The sequence below is a fragment of the Providencia sp. JGM181 genome (assembly GCF_018257375.1).
GTDB classification, from domain to species: Bacteria; Pseudomonadota; Gammaproteobacteria; order Enterobacterales; family Enterobacteriaceae; genus Providencia; species Providencia lanzhouensis.
The window spans coordinates 1-16,828 of record NZ_JAERJY010000024.1; the positions used below are offsets into that span (position 1 = coordinate 1).

15 protein-coding genes and 1 other RNA gene are annotated in these 16,828 nt (G+C 42.5%); 11 read left to right on the plus strand and 5 right to left on the minus strand.

Going from position 1 to position 16,828, the window contains the following annotated elements; genetic code table 11:
- Positions 1-587: 587 nt before the first annotated feature.
- Positions 588-3,185, plus strand: a complete 2,598-nt coding sequence (gene acnB / locus JK188_RS05415; protein ID WP_211886274.1) for a bifunctional aconitate hydratase 2/2-methylisocitrate dehydratase — start codon at positions 588-590, stop codon at positions 3,183-3,185.
- Between the two features lie 110 nt (positions 3,186-3,295).
- Here the strand turns inward: acnB and JK188_RS05420 are convergent, their stop codons facing one another.
- Positions 3,296-3,673 carry a VOC family protein gene (locus JK188_RS05420; RefSeq protein WP_211886272.1) on the minus strand — a complete coding sequence of 126 codons (378 nt, stop codon included), beginning with the start codon at positions 3,671-3,673 and terminating at the stop codon, positions 3,296-3,298.
- Between the two features lie 176 nt (positions 3,674-3,849).
- Between JK188_RS05420 and JK188_RS05425 the strand changes: the two genes are divergently transcribed.
- From JK188_RS05425 to JK188_RS05440, 4 genes are all read left to right on the plus strand, one after another.
- On the plus strand, positions 3,850-4,215 hold the full coding sequence (locus JK188_RS05425) for a YacL family protein (RefSeq protein WP_036951163.1): 366 nt from the start codon (positions 3,850-3,852) through the stop codon (positions 4,213-4,215).
- Between the two features lie 152 nt (positions 4,216-4,367).
- Entirely contained in the window at positions 4,368-5,240 is an 873-nt protein-coding gene (gene mscS / locus JK188_RS05430) for a small-conductance mechanosensitive channel MscS (protein ID WP_036951161.1), read from the plus strand.
- Between the two features lie 216 nt (positions 5,241-5,456).
- Positions 5,457-6,074, plus strand: a complete 618-nt coding sequence (gene argO / locus JK188_RS05435; protein ID WP_211886270.1) for an arginine exporter ArgO — start codon at positions 5,457-5,459, stop codon at positions 6,072-6,074.
- Between the two features lie 115 nt (positions 6,075-6,189).
- Positions 6,190-6,918 (plus strand): oxidative stress defense protein, encoded by a 729-nt coding sequence (locus JK188_RS05440; protein ID WP_211886266.1) that lies wholly within the window; start codon positions 6,190-6,192, stop codon positions 6,916-6,918.
- Here JK188_RS05440 and JK188_RS05445 read toward each other — a convergent pair.
- Positions 6,908-7,828, minus strand: a complete 921-nt coding sequence (locus JK188_RS05445; protein ID WP_036951157.1) for a LysR family transcriptional regulator ArgP — start codon at positions 7,826-7,828, stop codon at positions 6,908-6,910. The genes JK188_RS05440 and JK188_RS05445 overlap by 11 nt on opposite strands.
- A gap of 197 nt (positions 7,829-8,025) precedes the next feature.
- On the opposite strand from JK188_RS05445, the gene rpiA reads away from it, so the two are divergent.
- Both rpiA and serA read left to right on the plus strand, forming a co-directional pair.
- Complete coding sequence (rpiA, locus tag JK188_RS05450; protein WP_108478272.1) at positions 8,026-8,685, plus strand: ribose-5-phosphate isomerase RpiA; 660 nt, start codon at positions 8,026-8,028, stop codon at positions 8,683-8,685.
- A 445-nt stretch (positions 8,686-9,130) separates the two neighbouring features.
- A complete protein-coding gene (gene serA / locus JK188_RS05455; RefSeq protein WP_036951154.1) occupies positions 9,131-10,381 on the plus strand; it encodes a phosphoglycerate dehydrogenase in 1,251 nt (416 codons plus the stop codon).
- A gap of 50 nt (positions 10,382-10,431) precedes the next feature.
- Here serA and JK188_RS05460 read toward each other — a convergent pair whose 3' ends face one another.
- The 3 genes from JK188_RS05460 to zapA form a co-directional block, all read right to left on the minus strand.
- Positions 10,432-11,034, minus strand: coding sequence for a 5-formyltetrahydrofolate cyclo-ligase (locus JK188_RS05460; protein WP_249215515.1), 603 nt, complete (start codon positions 11,032-11,034; stop codon positions 10,432-10,434).
- A gap of 137 nt (positions 11,035-11,171) precedes the next feature.
- A non-coding RNA gene (gene ssrS / locus JK188_RS05465) (6S RNA) lies at positions 11,172-11,354 on the minus strand.
- 110 nt (positions 11,355-11,464) lie between these two features.
- Positions 11,465-11,794, minus strand: a complete 330-nt coding sequence (gene zapA, locus JK188_RS05470; protein ID WP_036951152.1) for a cell division protein ZapA — start codon at positions 11,792-11,794, stop codon at positions 11,465-11,467.
- A gap of 221 nt (positions 11,795-12,015) precedes the next feature.
- On the opposite strand from zapA, the gene JK188_RS05475 reads away from it, so the two are divergent.
- The 4 genes from JK188_RS05475 to ubiI all read left to right on the plus strand — a co-directional run bounded on the left by JK188_RS05475 (position 12,016) and on the right by ubiI (position 16,549).
- On the plus strand, positions 12,016-12,594 hold the full coding sequence (locus tag JK188_RS05475; protein WP_036951150.1) for a YecA/YgfB family protein: 579 nt from the start codon (positions 12,016-12,018) through the stop codon (positions 12,592-12,594).
- Between the two features lie 164 nt (positions 12,595-12,758).
- The gene (gene pepP / locus JK188_RS05480; RefSeq protein WP_211886259.1) at positions 12,759-14,081 is read left to right on the plus strand and encodes a Xaa-Pro aminopeptidase; all 1,323 of its coding nucleotides are present in this window, start codon (positions 12,759-12,761) and stop codon (positions 14,079-14,081) included.
- Positions 14,082-14,118: 37 nt separating this feature from the next.
- Complete coding sequence (gene ubiH, locus JK188_RS05485; RefSeq protein WP_211886257.1) at positions 14,119-15,297, plus strand: 2-octaprenyl-6-methoxyphenyl hydroxylase; 1,179 nt, start codon at positions 14,119-14,121, stop codon at positions 15,295-15,297.
- A 25-nt stretch (positions 15,298-15,322) separates the two neighbouring features.
- Positions 15,323-16,549, plus strand: coding sequence for an FAD-dependent 2-octaprenylphenol hydroxylase (gene ubiI, locus JK188_RS05490; RefSeq protein WP_132495778.1), 1,227 nt, complete (start codon positions 15,323-15,325; stop codon positions 16,547-16,549).
- The last annotated feature ends 279 nt before the right edge of the window (positions 16,550-16,828 follow it).

The window sequence follows — 16,828 nt, forward strand, 5'->3', positions numbered from 1 at the left end:
GTATTGAATTATTCTCATTTAGAAAACTTTCACTTATAAATCAATTAATTGAAATAATTTAAGTTTCAATTGAAGAGCCTAGATTTTCATAGGCTCTTTTTTATTGCTTCCCCTCAGTAATCTGGTTGAACTAAAAAGACCAATAAACCCCATAAAATCCGTTAAAAAATTTTAAACCAATCGCAATGATTTGCCTTATCAATTAGTCAGATAAGTAAAAATGAGTTATTAAATATAATTTGTGATAAGGGATGAAAAAAGACACTAATTAGAGTGCTTTCAGCCATGAAATGGATTATAAAAAGTAGGGTCTTAATGGATGTTTATAATGGATTATGATGTTTCAAGCTTAAAAATTGCCCTATAAAGTTTGTTAATGGGTTAAGTTAGCAGAAGAATGTTACTTTCTTGTGAATGAATTAACATTACGTTTAAATTCTGCTATGCTGATTGCCCGAAGCTGGACATAATTTTATCGCCATTGAGATTATGTGAGCAAATTCCTCTGACCTGGCACCGGATGATGACTTTTTCAGGATGGTGCAGACAGCCGGGTATATAAATAACAAAGAAGCGAGGAGAACGTCGTGCTAGAAGAATACCGTAAGCACGTAGCCGAGCGTGCCGCTCAAGGGATTGTCCCTAAGCCATTAGATGCGTCACAAGTAGCTGCACTAGTCGAGTTACTGAAAAACCCACCCAAAGGTGAAGAAGATTTCTTGTTAGACCTGCTGACCAACCGTGTTCCACCGGGTGTCGATGAAGCAGCGTACGTTAAAGCTGGATTTTTAGCCGCGATCGCAAAAGGCGAAACATCCTCCCCTCTGATCTCCCCTGAAAAAGCTACTGAACTGCTTGGTACCATGCAGGGCGGATACAATATTCACGCACTAATCGAAGCTCTTGATGATGCCAAATTGGCAGCCATCGCAGCGAAAGCACTTTCCCATACTCTACTCATGTTCGATAACTTCTACGATGTCGAAGAAAAAGCGAAAGCGGGAAATGCACATGCTAAGCAAGTGATTGAATCATGGGCGAATGCCGATTGGTTCAACGAACGTCCTGAATTAGCTGAAAAAATGACAGTGACTGTATTTAAAGTGACTGGCGAAACAAACACCGATGATTTATCTCCTGCACCAGATGCATGGTCACGTCCAGATATCCCTCTGCATGCTTTAGCAATGCTGAAAAACGCGCGTGATGGTATCGTTCCTGATGAAGCAGGTAGTGTAGGTCCAATTAAACAGATCGAAGAACTGAATAAAAAAGGTTTCCCACTGGCTTATGTGGGTGACGTTGTCGGTACGGGTTCTTCTCGTAAATCAGCAACGAACTCCGTTTTATGGTTTATGGGCGATGATATTCCATTCGTGCCTAACAAACGTGGCGGCGGTGTGGTGCTGGGCGGTAAAATTGCCCCTATCTTCTTTAACACAATGGAAGATGCGGGTGCACTGCCAATTGAAGTGGATGTATCAAAGCTGAATATGGGCGATGTGATTGATATCTATCCATATAAAGGTGAAGTTCGTAATCACGAAACTAACGAATTGTTAGAAACATTCGAATTAAAAACGGATGTGTTAATCGACGAAGTTCGTGCTGGTGGTCGTATTCCTCTGATTATCGGTCGTGGCTTAACCACAAAAGCACGCGAAGCATTAGGTTTAGGTGCAACGGATATGTTCCGTCTTGCAAAACCTGTTGCACAAAGCAATCGTGGTTACTCATTAGCACAAAAAATGGTCGGTCGTGCATGCGGTCGCCAAGGTATTCGCCCAGGCGAATACTGTGAACCTAAAATGACGTCTGTCGGTTCTCAAGATACTACGGGTCCAATGACGCGTGATGAGCTGAAAGACTTAGCGTGTTTAGGATTCTCTGCAGATTTAGTCATGCAGTCATTCTGTCACACGGCAGCTTATCCAAAACCTGTCGATGTTACCACGCACCATACGCTGCCTGATTTTATTATGAATCGTGGTGGGGTTTCTCTACGTCCGGGCGACGGTATCATTCACTCTTGGTTAAACCGTATGCTATTGCCAGATACTGTTGGTACTGGTGGTGACTCACATACCCGTTTCCCAATTGGTATCTCATTCCCAGCAGGTTCTGGTTTAGTGGCTTTTGCCGCAGCAACCGGTGTTATGCCTCTAGATATGCCAGAATCTGTATTAGTTCGCTTCAAAGGGCAAATGCAGCCGGGTATCACATTACGTGACCTTGTTCATGCTATTCCACTGTATGCGATTAAAGATGGCTTACTGACTGTCGAGAAAAAAGGTAAGAAAAACATTTTCTCTGGTCGTATTCTGGAAATTGAAGGCCTTCCTGAGCTGAAAGTTGAGCAAGCATTTGAATTAGCGGATGCATCAGCCGAGCGTTCTGCAGCGGGCTGTACTATCAAACTGGACAAAGCGCCAATCATCGAATACCTGCAATCTAACATCGTTCTATTGAAATGGATGATCGCAGAAGGTTACGGCGACCGTCGTACCATTGAGCGTCGTATCAAAGGTATGGAAAACTGGTTAGCGAACCCTGAGTTACTTGAAGGCGATGCCGATGCAGAATATGCCGCAGTGATTGAAATTGATCTTAATGAGATCAAGGAACCAATTCTGTGTGCACCAAATGACCCAGATGATGCGCGCTTACTGTCTGATGTTCAGAATGAAAAAATTGATGAAGTATTCATTGGTTCTTGCATGACTAACATTGGTCATTTCCGTGCGGCAGGTAAGCTGCTGGATTCCCATAAAGGTCAATTACCAACTCGCCTGTGGGTTGCGCCACCAACCAAGATGGATGCAGCGCAATTAACTGAAGAAGGTTATTACAGCGTATTTGGTAAGAGCGGAGCGCGTATCGAAGTCCCAGGTTGTTCACTGTGTATGGGTAACCAAGCACGCGTGGCTGATGGTGCGACAGTCGTTTCTACATCGACTCGTAACTTCCCTAACCGTTTAGGTACAGGGGCGAATGTGTATCTGGCATCCGCAGAGTTAGCCGCAGTTGCTTCTCTGTTAGGTCGCTTACCAACGCCAGCTGAGTACCAACAGTTTATGAATAAAGTCGACGAGACTGCGGAAGATACATACCGCTATCTGAACTTTGACCGACTGGATCAGTACACTGAAAAAGCCGATGGTGTGATTTTCCAAACTGCTGTTTAATCAGCAGTAGATAGAATCATACTGACTTAACCCCAAGAATTGAGAATTCAATTTTTGGGGTTTTTTCTATCTTGCTTTTAGCAAAGAATACGAATATAGCTAGGTGAGCGTTAAAGATATTGTGAAATTTCAATCAAATTCAAATCAGGATCTCTGATATACAAAGAGATAATCTTACCGATAGCACCCGTTCTTTGTACTGGCCCCTCTATAATTTCCACACCTTGCTGTTCAATATGCTTTTGAACTTCAATTAGTGGAATATCACTGATAAAGCAGAGATCTAACGATCCTGGAACAGGCAAATGTGCCTTAGGTTCAAACTCTTTCCCATATTGGTGAATGTTTATCTTTTGCTGACCAAATTGCAGGGCAAAACGTTGTTCACCGAAGGTGATCACAGACATCTTTAAAATACGTTGGTAAAAATCAAGACAGGCATCAAGATCTGTGGTGGTTAAGACTAAATGGTCTAATCGATTAATCATTAACGTTCCTATTACCGAGTTGGGTAGTGTGTATCAATCTTAATCGAATAAATATATTTATGCAGCGTAATAGTCACGACCATTAATTTTCTTCTGACAGCCCGTAATAGCGCTAAGCAAACCCGCTTGACTCGCGTTATACTTAATTCAAAGACGCAAAGTGTGAGGTATTGCATATGGATTACCAATTCTTAAAGGATATTACAGGAAGTATTACCGCTAAATTTTCAATGGATCATGAAGCTATCGGTTATTGGTTAAATGAGGAAATCAAAAATGACCTCAGTTTACTGGACACCATCGCAGAAAATTATGAACTTATTAAAGGCAGCGAAAAGCAATGGGAGTTTATTGGTCACGAATACACACTTATTCTTGATGATGAGGAGGTGATGATCCGTGCGAACCAGTTAGCCTTTGAGACGGACGGGTTAGAAGAGGGCATGAGTTACTATGATAATGAAAGTATTGCTTTTTGTGGTGTAAATGACTTTTTTGATATGTTGGATGACTACCGTGAATTTGTTATCGAAAATCGATAAATAACATTTTATTTATCGATTAATTTTATATTTTGATAATTTATAGCTATTATTTTAAGCGTGTTATTCAATTATTTACTAATAGTTTCTAAGGTTACTAATTGAATTGAGCGAGTTTTCCTAGTCTAAATTTGATCGAAAAGGATATACATATGAATACTGATGATGTTACAGGCGCATTGAATGATGCAACAAATTGGTTTGTGGCAAATCAGGATCTGCTAGTCCAGTATGTCGTCAATATCGTTTCCGCACTTGTTATTTTAATTGTGGGGTTGATGATTGCTAAATGGGTTAGCCGTGGTTTGAATCGCGTGATGACAATGAGAGGAATTGACTCCACTGTTAGCGAATTCTTATCTGCTATTGCTCGCTATACCATTGTGGCATTTACCTTAATTGCTGTGCTGGGAAAAATTGGCGTACAAACTGCCTCTGTCATCGCGGTAATGGGTGCCGCCGGTTTAGCGGTTGGTTTAGCATTACAAAACTCATTAGGTAACTTTGCTGCGGGCGTTCTGCTGGTGGTATTCAGACCATTAAAAGCGGGTGAGTTTGTTAAAATTGGTGCGATTGACGGTACAGTACAAAGCGTACAAATTTTCTCAACTACATTGAGAACGGCAGATGACCGTATTGTGGTGATCCCAAACGGTAAAATTATTGGTGACAGCATCATTAACGTGACTCGTGAGCCGCTTCGTCGCCAAGATATTATGGTCGGTGTTGCTTACAATTCTGATATTGATGTGGTTAAAAAAGTATTGGGTGATATCGTTGCTGCTGATTCGCGTATTCTGCATGATAAAGGCGTGACTATCCGTTTAAATGAAATGGCACCATCTTCATTAAACTATTTAGTGCGTTTCTGGACAACGAATGGCGATACTTGGCCGGTTTATTGGGATTTAATGGAAAACTTTAAGCGTGCTCTTGATAAGCACAATATTGGTATTCCATTCCCGCAAATGGATGTTCATCTTCACCAAGTTAATACCAGCGCAAAAAATATTTCTGCTGAATAAGTATTAACGTATTTATCCTTAAAAATGGCGCGACCTAAACATTGCGCTATTTTTATTTGCATTTTGTCCTTAGCCTCATCCTACTTTCTATCTTTTCTTTATTGCCAATCCTGATTAGCCTTACTTATGGTCCATTAGAGTTAATCGTTTTCACTAATAATTTTTTCTGGATATTATTCTTTGCAGATGAACTGAATAATTATTGGGAAGAATTGCATGTTTACGATTTATTTTCAGGGGGCTCTGCTTGGGGCTGCAATGATATTACCGTTGGGGCCACAAAATGCATTTGTATTGCAGCAAGGTAGTCGCAAACAATTTCATTTAATGAGTGCATTGTTATGCGCGCTAAGTGACACGATTTTAATTATTGCCGGTGTATTTGGCGGTAGTGCCTTATTAAGCCAGTCTGAGTTATTGATGGCGTTAATTACATGGGCTGGAGTCGCATTTTTAGCGTGGTATGGTTATGGCGCGTTTCGTACAGCGATGACTCCAGATGATGAGGTCTTACAGCTAGAAAGCAAAACGATGACACGCTGGAAAGTGATTGTGACTTTATTTGCCGTCACTTGGCTGAATCCGCATGTGTACTTGGATACATTTGTGGTGCTAGGCAGTGTCGGTGGGCAATTAGAAAGCCAATTACGTCCATGGTTTACAGCAGGGGCTTTGACGGCTTCATTTGTGTGGTTTTTCTTATTAGCCCTGTTAGCCGCTTGGTTTTCTCCTATACTGAATAAACCTCGCTCTCAGCGTTTTATTAACCTGTTTGTCGGTTGTGTCATGTGGTTTATTGCATTTAAACTCGCGATGCATGGTTTGGGTTATTAATTAGCATTATTCTGAATCGCAGTTTGCGCTGAATATGATAATGTGAACCTTAATCAAAGGAAGTTTATGATGAACTTCCTTTTTCTTGTAGAGAAAAATACCATTGGGAGGTTCTGTGAAATTGAAATCTATCGTTGTTGCTGCCCTGCTGGCAGGTCTTGCGGTACCAACCATGTCATTGGCAAGCGCCGTACCAGAAGGTCCTCATATTTCGACGTCAGCAAGTGGTGCTGTGAAAGTGGCACCAGATATGGCGACGCTGAGCATTAATGTGCAAGTGACCAATAAAGATGCCGCGGCTGCGAAAACCGCAGTTGATAAGCGTGTTGCTGAATACTATGAATTCCTAAAGAAAAATGGCATTGAAAAGCAAGATATTGAAGCTGCCAATGTGCGTACCCAACCAAACTATGATTATAGTTCGACTGCTAAGGCGTCTTTAAAAGGCTATACCGCGACAAGAACCGTTGAAGTGAAAGTGAAAAAACTGGATCAATTGAATGTGCTGCTCGATGGGGCATTAGCGGCAGGATTGAATGAAATTAATTCAGTCCAATTTGGCGTGAATGATCCGCAGAAATATCGTAATGCTGCGCGTGACCAAGCGATGAAGAATGCTCAACAGCAGGCTGAAGCGTTGGCGAAAGGGTTTAATGCCCAGTTAGGGCCGATTTACAGCATTAATTACAATGCGCCATCAGATGTGCCATACCCGATGGCGATGCGTAGCCGTGGTGGTTCGCTGAAAGCTGCTGCTCAAGATCTCAATGTTGATGAGACCTATGAGCAACAAAGTATTGATTTTAATGACCAAGTCGATGTGGTTTTTGAAATTAAGCGTTAATTTCAGCCGCAATTTCATCATCTTGTTTTAGCATCTGGCGTCCTGTTTTTAGCAGGGCGTCAGTCACTTTCTTCATTGTGCGGCTTTCTGGCGCAAAACGATGCCAATAAAGCATACGGCGCTGGCATAACCCCGGTGTTAAATCGATTAGTTCACCATTTTCTAATTCGCTGGCAATCTGCAAGTGTGGGATCATACAGCATGTTGAGCCCTGTTTTGCTAGCTGCACAAACGCTTCCGATGAGTTAACGATATGGCAAGGGACGCTACCTGGCGATAGACCAAAGTTTTGTTGTACAAAGGCTTGGTGCATATCATCTAAGTGGTCAAAAGCCACGGCAGGCGCTTTTAGTAGCGATGCGCGAGTTACACCTTCAGGGAAATATTTAGCCGCAAAGCCAGGAGAGGCCACGAAAATATAGTCCAGAGCACCCAGTTTATCGACTAAACAGCCCGGTAGCGCTTGTGGCTGAATACTGATAGCACCGACTACTTCACCGCGTCTTAAACGTTCCTGGGTACGAGTTTCATCTTCCACTTGAATATTCAAGCGAATAGGGGTGTTGCCCAGAACGGGATTCAATGCAGGTAAGAACCAGGTTGCCAAGCTATCGGCGTTGACCGCTAAGGAGAGCAATAATGGGGTAGAGCCGCTGTTTTCATCTCCAAGCCACTGTTCTTCGAGTAATTCTACTTGATGAAGCAGCGCTAGCAGTTTTTGACCTTGTTCAGTCGGATGTGGCGGAACGGTGCGCACGAGTAAAGGCTGACCAAAAAGGTTTTCTAACTGTTTGATTCGTTGAGAAACCGCAGATTGGGTGATACACAATTTTTGTGCTGCTCGTTCAAATCCGCGTTCACGAATGACGGCATCCAGTGCTTGCAAGGCGCGATAATCAGGGCGCTTCATCAAAAACTCTCCTTCTTGTTATTCTGCCAATCACTATGCCATATTTTTAGGGATAACACTTGCAAATATTCCTAAAGGGTATTTTTCATAAGAAGTAGTGCACAATCCCTAATAACAATACTGCAACTTGCTGGGTGTCCGGTATATACTATTGAGCATCTACTTAATGACTCATTATTTCAGTATAAGGCTCTCGCATGACTCAGGATGAATTAAAAAAAGCAGTAGGTTGGGCAGCATTAGAATATGTTAGACCAGGCACCATTGTTGGTGTTGGTACGGGGTCTACTGCCTCTCATTTTATTGATGCATTAGCAACAATGAAGGGGCAAATCGAAGGCGCAGTCTCTAGCTCTGAAGCATCAACGCAAAAATTAAAATCCTTGGGTATTCCCGTTTTTGACTGTAATAGCGTGGATTCATTAGATGTTTATGTTGATGGTGCTGACGAAGTTGACGGTAACATGAACATGATCAAAGGCGGTGGTGCAGCGTTAACCCGTGAAAAAATCGTGTCTGCCATTGCTAAAACATTCGTGTGTATCGTAGACCAATCTAAGCTGGTGGGCGTACTGGGCAAATTCCCTCTACCAGTGGAAGTGATCCCAATGGCGCGTAGCTATGTGGCTCGTGAGCTAGTCAAACTGGGTGGCCAGCCGGTTTACCGTGAAAACGTGGTGACGGATAACGGCAACGTTATTTTAGATGTTCACAATTTAGAAATCCTCGACCCAGTCGCATTAGAAAATAAAATCAATGGCATTGCTGGTGTTGTAACTGTCGGATTATTTGCTAACCGTGGCGCGGATGTCGTGCTGATGGGAACGGCTGACGGCGTAAAAACCATTAAGTTGTAATTAATCAGAATGTAATGATAAGCCAGTGGCTTTTTGAGTTCACTGGCTTATTTTGTTTTTGATTAGCGTGTTTTTAACTAAATAGTTTGATGGTTAATGACTTTTGTAAATATCATCAACATGAAAATTATTTAAATTTTTTTTACCTTCCGTTATTTTGGTGATATATCTCACACAAATGCCCATTGGGTGGGCAAAATGCTTATTTTGTGTTACCGCTCTAGATTTTCCACCACATAACTTCTTTTTCATCACACTTTTTAGCAGAGTCTAAGCAATCGTTTGTATTGCTACTGCGCTGAATTTTGCTATGTTGGTATTCTCGTTTTATTTCAAGGTGCATGTGAGGGGGCTGGAGTGCCTTAATTTCATGGCGTGCATCTTGAATTATTTTGAGTTCATACGAAATTCATCGGTCAAAATTAAGTACGATAGGGTAGGGTAAATGGTCAAGGTATCTTTGCAGAAAGACAAAATTAAATTTTTACTGCTTGAAGGTGTTCACCAAAGTGCTGTGGATAACCTCAAAGCAGCGGGTTACACCAATATCGAATATCACAAAAGTGCGCTGTCGGACGAAGAATTAAAAGAAGCGATTAAAGATGCACGTTTTGTGGGGATCCGCTCCCGTACTCATTTGACGGAAGAGATCTTTGCCGCAGCAGAAAAACTGGTGGCTGTGGGATGTTTCTGTATTGGAACCAACCAAGTTGATCTCGATGCTGCAGCGAAGCGCGGTATTCCTGTCTTTAATGCACCATTCTCCAACACCCGTTCCGTGGCGGAAATGGTATTAGGTCAGTTATTACTTCTGTTACGTCGTATTCCTGAAGCGAATATGCAAGCACACCGCGGGATCTGGGAAAAACAAGCGAAAGGCTGCTTTGAAGCTCGTGGCAAACGCTTAGGTATTGTCGGTTATGGTCATATCGGTACACAGTTAGGGATCTTAGCTGAAGGTATCGGTATGGATGTTTACTTCTATGATATCGAAAACAAATTGCCATTAGGTAACGCAACTCAAGTTCGTTCATTACCAGAATTATTAAAAATGAGCGATGTGGTGAGCTTACATGTGCCTGAAACGGCCAGCACGAAAAACATGTTTGGCGAAGTGCAGTTTGAGCAAATGAAGCAAGGTGCGATTTTCATCAACGCATCACGCGGTACTGTTGTTGATATTCCTGCATTAAGTTCAGCGTTAGAAAGCAAGAAATTATCAGGTGCAGCGGTTGACGTTTTCCCAACGGAACCAGCAGCAAACAACGATCCTAATGACCCATTCATTTCTGAGTTGATTAAATTCGATAACGTTATCCTGACTCCACATATCGGTGGTTCAACGGAAGAAGCGCAAGAAAATATCGGCTTAGAAGTGGCAAGTAAACTGGCAAAATACTCAGATAACGGTTCAACATTATCTGCGGTTAACTTCCCTGAAGTTTCGCTGCCAGTGCATATGGATGATACTAACCGTTTACTGCACATTCATGAAAACCGCCCTGGTATCATGAACAGTATCAACCAAGTGTTTACTGAAAATAACATTAACGTGGTTGGGCAATACTTGCGAACCTCAGGGAATGTGGGCTATGTGGTTATTGATGTGTTGACGCAGTCACCAAGCCAAGCGGATGAAGTATTACTGAAATTAAAATCTCTACCAGGCACCATCCGCGCTCGTCTGCTGTTCTAATCAGTCGATGCATTAAAAACATTTCATTAAAAGCACAGTGGCGTTGGTATCTACCAGCGCCATATTTTTTTCGGAGTAATAATTTCTGGTAATGGAATATCCCAGTGCGCGACAGGTAAAACTTCAACTAACTGACAATCATGGGCGAGTCCAATAGGATAAAAGCCAGTTTGTTGCCAATTTGCCAATGTTCTATCATAAAATCCTCCTCCCATTCCTAACCGTTGCCCTTGGCTATCAAAAGCTACCAGCGGGATCATCATTATATCCAGTCGCTCGATAGGTAATACATCCAACACATTCAATTGTGGCTCTTCAATATTAAATTTATTTTTTACTAAGATAGTCTTCGGTGTGTAGTGCAAAAATAATAAGTGATGAGGATTAAAAGGGTGAATAACGGGTAGATAAACTTGTTTTCCGTGATCCCAAAGGGCTTGGATTAATGGACGTGTATTAATTTCACCATCGAACGAAAGAAATAGGGCGATAGTTTTAGCTTGTGCGACTTTTGGGTGATTAAGTGTGTGGGCGATAATGCGTTGTGCCGCATCATCTTGAACTTCAGGCGTCAGTTCCCGCCGGGTAGCTCGAATAGATTTACGGATTTGCTGACGTAGTGAAGAGAGCGTATCTGACATAACCATTTCCATAAATCATATTCCTAATATCAAGTTGATAACTCGTGGAAAAACCTACGAAACAGTATATCGCAAGGAATCGGAATACGTAATTTTTAGTGTGGGTTTGAGATTTTGTGCAAAGAATATAGAAAAGACTAAATAGAAGGGAGGTCTCCAAGATGCCGTTGTAGGCTGTAACCCTTGAACCCTTGGTTCAAGGTGAACGCAGTTTAGCAACCTTTAGGCTTCCTGAGCGAATCAGGCATGCTCACCAGCGCAATAACCACATTCTGTTTGGTATGAAATATCGGCTCAGGGGACTTACCCACTGACGCGCATCTCAGAGAAATTTGTTTTGAGAACTTTCGTTACTCAGTGATTTCATTGTACGAAATTAGAGTGTAAATGCAACCTAATTTTTCGTTTTATTTTTTTACTAGTGATTGATTAATAAGCATATTTACTCTAGGGGCAATACCTGCCTCTCAGTGATTTTTACCTGATCGTGCAACGCTTGTTCAATCGTCTGCTGCAATACTTTTATTTTCTCTTCCATATTATAAGCATAATCGCGCGTTTTTGTCTTTTCTTGTGCTAATTCGTGACAGACGTTCAATGCGACAATGAAAATAAGTTGTTCAGTGTTAGTGACACCGCTTCGGTCTTTTAACGTTTTTAAGCGTTCTTCTAATTCTTTTGCTGACTCTAAGAGCGCTTCTTTTTGTTCTATTGGGCAATTAACGCGCATAGAGCGCCCAAAAATCTGAATATCAACGGGTTGTGCGGACATGATACCTCCATACTAAAATCTTTTTCGCCAATAAAAGTAGGACATTTGGCGTAAATGTTGTTAATTTTTGCATAGCTTATGCTTAGATAGGCATTGGCGATATATTACTAGTTTAGAATAAAAATAAGCTAATAATAACTCAGACAAAAAAAGCAGACTGGTCTAGCGGCTATCCTTGGTGGTAGCATATCACGAATCCCAAGCTAACATGACGAATTCAGATGTCTATACAAAAATCTTTACCTAACTATGAATCGTTGGACAACTTACTCCAACAGCACTCAATCGCACTCACTGCCGCCGAGATCCATGGTTTAATAACCGGACTGATTTGTGGAGGAAGCCGTGACTTAGGTTGGCAAACCCTTGTTCATGATCTAGCAAATGATGGACTTGCGTTTCCGCAAACCGTTTCACAACCGCTGCGTGAACTGTATGACCTCACATTTGAAGCATTAGATGACACCGAATTTGCATTCAATATGCTATTTCCGGATGAAGACGCTTCTGTGTTTGACCATGCGGACGCACTAGCTGGCTGGGTTAACCACTTCTTACTTGGCATTGGTGTTGCTCAACCTAAACTGACTGATAAAAAAGAGATTAGTGAAGTAATTACCGATCTACGTAACATCGGTATGCTTGGTTATGATGAAGAAGAAGACCAAGAAGAGTTAGAGCAAGCATTAGAAGAAGTTGTTGAATATGTGAGAGTTGCCGTTCAACTGTGTTATATCGCATTGGCTGAGCCGAAAAAAGGCCCAACCGCTGTTGAGAATATCAAGCCCGTTCTTCACTAATCTATAATATTAGGTAGCGACCCACTAACTGTAGGCTTTCTGCATTGCCAGTCACCTACGGTTAAGGAACGGATTTACCTAATTTGAACTGATTGCCGTTTGATTTTTAGCTAATTATCAAACAAGCAACCAACCTAAAACCCAAATAATAAGGCAATAACGGTATGAATAAGCAGGAATTTATTTCTCGTCGTAATGCATTATTGGCTCAAATGGCGCCAGCAAGTGCTGCTATTATTTTCTCAGCACCTGAAGCACAACGTAATGCGGATTGCGAATATCCGTATCGCCAGCACAGTGATTTTCTGTATCTGACTGGATTTAGTGAGCCAGAAGCGGTTTTAGTTTTAATAAAAAGTGACGAGAAACATAGCCACACCGTGCTATTCAACCGTGTTCGCGATCTCACTGCCGAAATTTGGTTTGGGCGTCGCTTAGGGCAAGATGCGGCACCAGAAAAATTAGGTATTGATAAAGCGCTGCCATTCGATGAAATCGTTGACCAGCTTTATCAATTACTCAATGGTCTCGATGTGGTTTATCACGCTCAAGGTGAATTTGATTACGCGGATAAACTGGTTTTCGGTGCGTTGGATGTGCTGCGCCGAGGAAGTCGTCGCAATTTAAAAGCCCCTCGCACGCTCATTGACTGGCGTCCAATGGTGCACGAAATGCGCCTGTTTAAATCGGATGCGGAAATGGCGGTTATGCGCAAAGCGGGTGAAATTTCAGCATTAGCCCATATTCGTGCAATGGAAACTTGCCGCCCGAATATGTATGAATACCAACTCTGTGGTGAGATTGAGTATGAATTTACTCGCCATGGTGCGCGTTTCCCATCTTATAACACCATCGTCGGTAGTGGCGAAAACGCCTGCATTTTGCACTACACAGAAAATGAATGTGCGATGAAAAATGGGGACTTAGTCCTAATTGATGCCGGTGCAGAGTTAGAAGGTTACGCAGGGGATATCACCCGAACTTTCCCTGTGAACGGAAAATTCACCAAAGAACAGCGTGAAATTTACGATATCGTGCTTCAATCTATTAACACCGCATTAGAACTTTACCGCCCAGGCACCAGTATCCACGAAGTGACTCGTCAAATTGTTCGCATTAAAACAGAAGGCTTAGTGAAATTAGGCATTTTGCAGGGTGACGTCGAACAATTGATCGAAAACAAAGCGTATCATCCATTTTTTATGCATGGTTTAAGCCATTGGCTGGGCTTAGATGTTCATGATGTCGGTTTTTACGGTGTAGAAAGAGACCGCATTTTAGAGCCGGGCATGGTGCTAACCATTGAACCAGGATTATATATTGCGCCAGATGCTGACGTACCGCCTCAATACCGTGGTATCGGCGTACGTATCGAAGACGACATTCTTATCACTGAAGATGGGAATGAAAACTTAACGGCGATGGTCGTTAAAGATCCTGATGAAATTGAAGCGTTAATGGCGGCGGCTAAAAAACGCTTAGGTTAAGCAGTAAAAAGTAATAATAGAAGGTAATTAACAACCTATGAATGTGATTATTGTTGGGGGAGGAATGGCTGGCGCGACATTGGCACTGGCAATTTCATCACTCAGTCGAGGACGTGTTTCGGTATCACTAATCGAAGCATCTCAACCGGATAACCAGCATCCGGGTTTTGATGCACGAGCGATTGCGTTAGCGCACGGTACTTGCCAGTACCTATCGTCGATTGGTGTTTGGTCTGCATTTGCTGATTGCGTTACCCCCATTAATCACGTTCATGTGTCCGATAGAGGGCATGCAGGGTTTGTTAATATTCATGCTGAAGATCACCAAATCACTGAATTGGGTAATGTGATCGAATTGCATGAAGCAGGTGCTCGTTTATTTTCACTGTTACGTAAAGCGCCTGGCGTTACACTTTATTGTCCTGCTAAAGTGGAGCATGTTGAGCGTACAGTGGACAACGTGACTGTCACGTTAGACAGCGGTGAGCAAATCACGGGCAGTTTATTAGTGGCGGCGGATGGTAGCCGTTCTGCGATTGGTCAAGCTTGCAATATGCAATGGCAGCAAGATGATTATGGACAAGTGGCAATTATTGCCAATGTGAAAACATCGATTGACCCCGCAGGGCGTGCCTTCGAACGCTTTACTGAATTTGGTCCTTTGGCATTATTACCTATGTCTGAAGGGCGTAGCTCGTTAGTTTGGTGTCATCGCCAAGAACATGCTGACGATATTAATGCGTGGGATGATGAAACCTTTATTCGCAAATTACAGCAAGCATTTGGCTGGCGTTTAGGGGAAATAACCCAAGCTGGTAAACGTAATTGTTACCCATTAGTGTTAAGAAAAGCGGTGAATCCTGTCAGTCACCGTGTTGCGTTGGTGGGAAATGCAGCGCAAACATTACACCCAATTGCAGGGCAAGGTTTCAACCTTGGGATCCGTGATGTCATGCAATTAGCTGAGTTAGTCGTCAATGCTCATGATAATCAGCAAGATATTGGCAGTTATTCATTGCTAAGTCAGTACCAACATACCCGATTAGCCGATCGAGAAAAAACAGTCACCATGACCGATGGTCTGGTGCGCTTATTTGCTAATCGTTGCTTCCCATTAATTGTGGGGCGTAATTTAGGTCTGATGGCGATGGAGATGTTGCCGCCTGTTCGTGATGTTTTAGCCCGCCAAACCCTTGGCTGGGTCGCACATAAATAACCACAAAACTAAGAGGAATAAAAATATGCAATCGTTTGATGTGGTTATCGCCGGTGGTGGTATGGTTGGACTCGCACTGGCATGTGGACTCGAAGGCAGTGGTTTACGTGTGGCGGTCGTTGAAAACCATCCACCTAAAACGCCATTCTCTGCTAACGATCCCCATGCGCTACGCGTGTCGGCAATCAATGCCGCCAGTGAAAAATTATTGACTCATTTAGATGTATGGTCAGCAATCAAAGGGATGCGTGCTGCCGCCTATAGCGGGATGGAAGTGTGGGATAACCACAGTTTCGGTCGTATTGCTTTTTCTGCTAAAGACCAAAATCTCTCGCATTTAGGTCATATCGTTGAAAACAATGTGGTGCGCGATGCCTTATGGCAAAAAGCCAGTCAATTGCGTGATGTAACTTTACTGGCCCCTGCAACCATCAAGAAGGTGGTATGGGGAGAAAATGACGTTTTCATCACGTTAGATGATGAAAATATGCTGACGGCTCGCTTGATAGTCGGGGCTGACGGCGCAAATTCATGGCTGCGTAGTCATGCAGATATTCCGCTCACTTTCTGGGATTATGAACATACCGCACTGGTAGCAACCATTCGAACCGAACGTCCCCATGAAGGTATTGCTCGCCAAGCTTTTAATGGGGAAGGCATCCTCGCGTTCTTACCGCTAAGCGACCCGCACTTATGTTCGATTGTTTGGTCTCAGCCAAACTTAGCCGCTGCGCGTCGTCAAGATTTAGATAAGTTAGAATTTGAGAAAGAATTGACCGTCGCATTTGATGTTAATTTAGGTTTTTGCCAATTAGAAAGCGACCGTTTAACTATCCCATTAACCGGACGTTATGCGCGTCAGTTTGCGGCGCAGCGTTTAGCGCTACTCGGGGATGCGGCTCACACCATTCATCCTTTGGCGGGCCAAGGAGTGAATCTTGGTTTTATGGACGTCGCTATGCTGATTGGTGAAATCAGAAGGCTACATCGTGAAGGCAAAGATTTTGGTCAATATTTCTATTTGCGTGATTATGAACGTAGCCGCAAGCACAGCGCAGCGGTGATGTTAGCGGGAATGCAAGGTTTCCGTGAACTGTTTGATGGCAACAACCCTGCGAAGAAATTGCTGCGAGATATTGGTCTTGTTTTAGCTGACAGTTTACCGGGTGTTAAGCCTCAACTACTAAACCACGCGATGGGCTTATCGGATATGCCAAAATGGCTAAAGCAACTACCGACTAATAACGCTTAATTCTGTCTGAATTTTCTCTTCCAAATAACCTGAGTGTTTAATTTTAAATACTCAGGTTTTTTATTTCTCATTCCATTTTGTTCGCAACCAGTCTTGCCTAGCAATAGCTGAGAAAAACTAATTTATCCATAATTTCGGATTAGTTTTTCTAATTTATTTGTTTTTCCTAATTTATCTACATTATTGGGTTAAGTCTCAATTCTGATGATATTTTGCGCACTAATAAGCCAAATATGAAGGGATTGAGTGATCATTCTCAATTATTTAACAAAAACCACT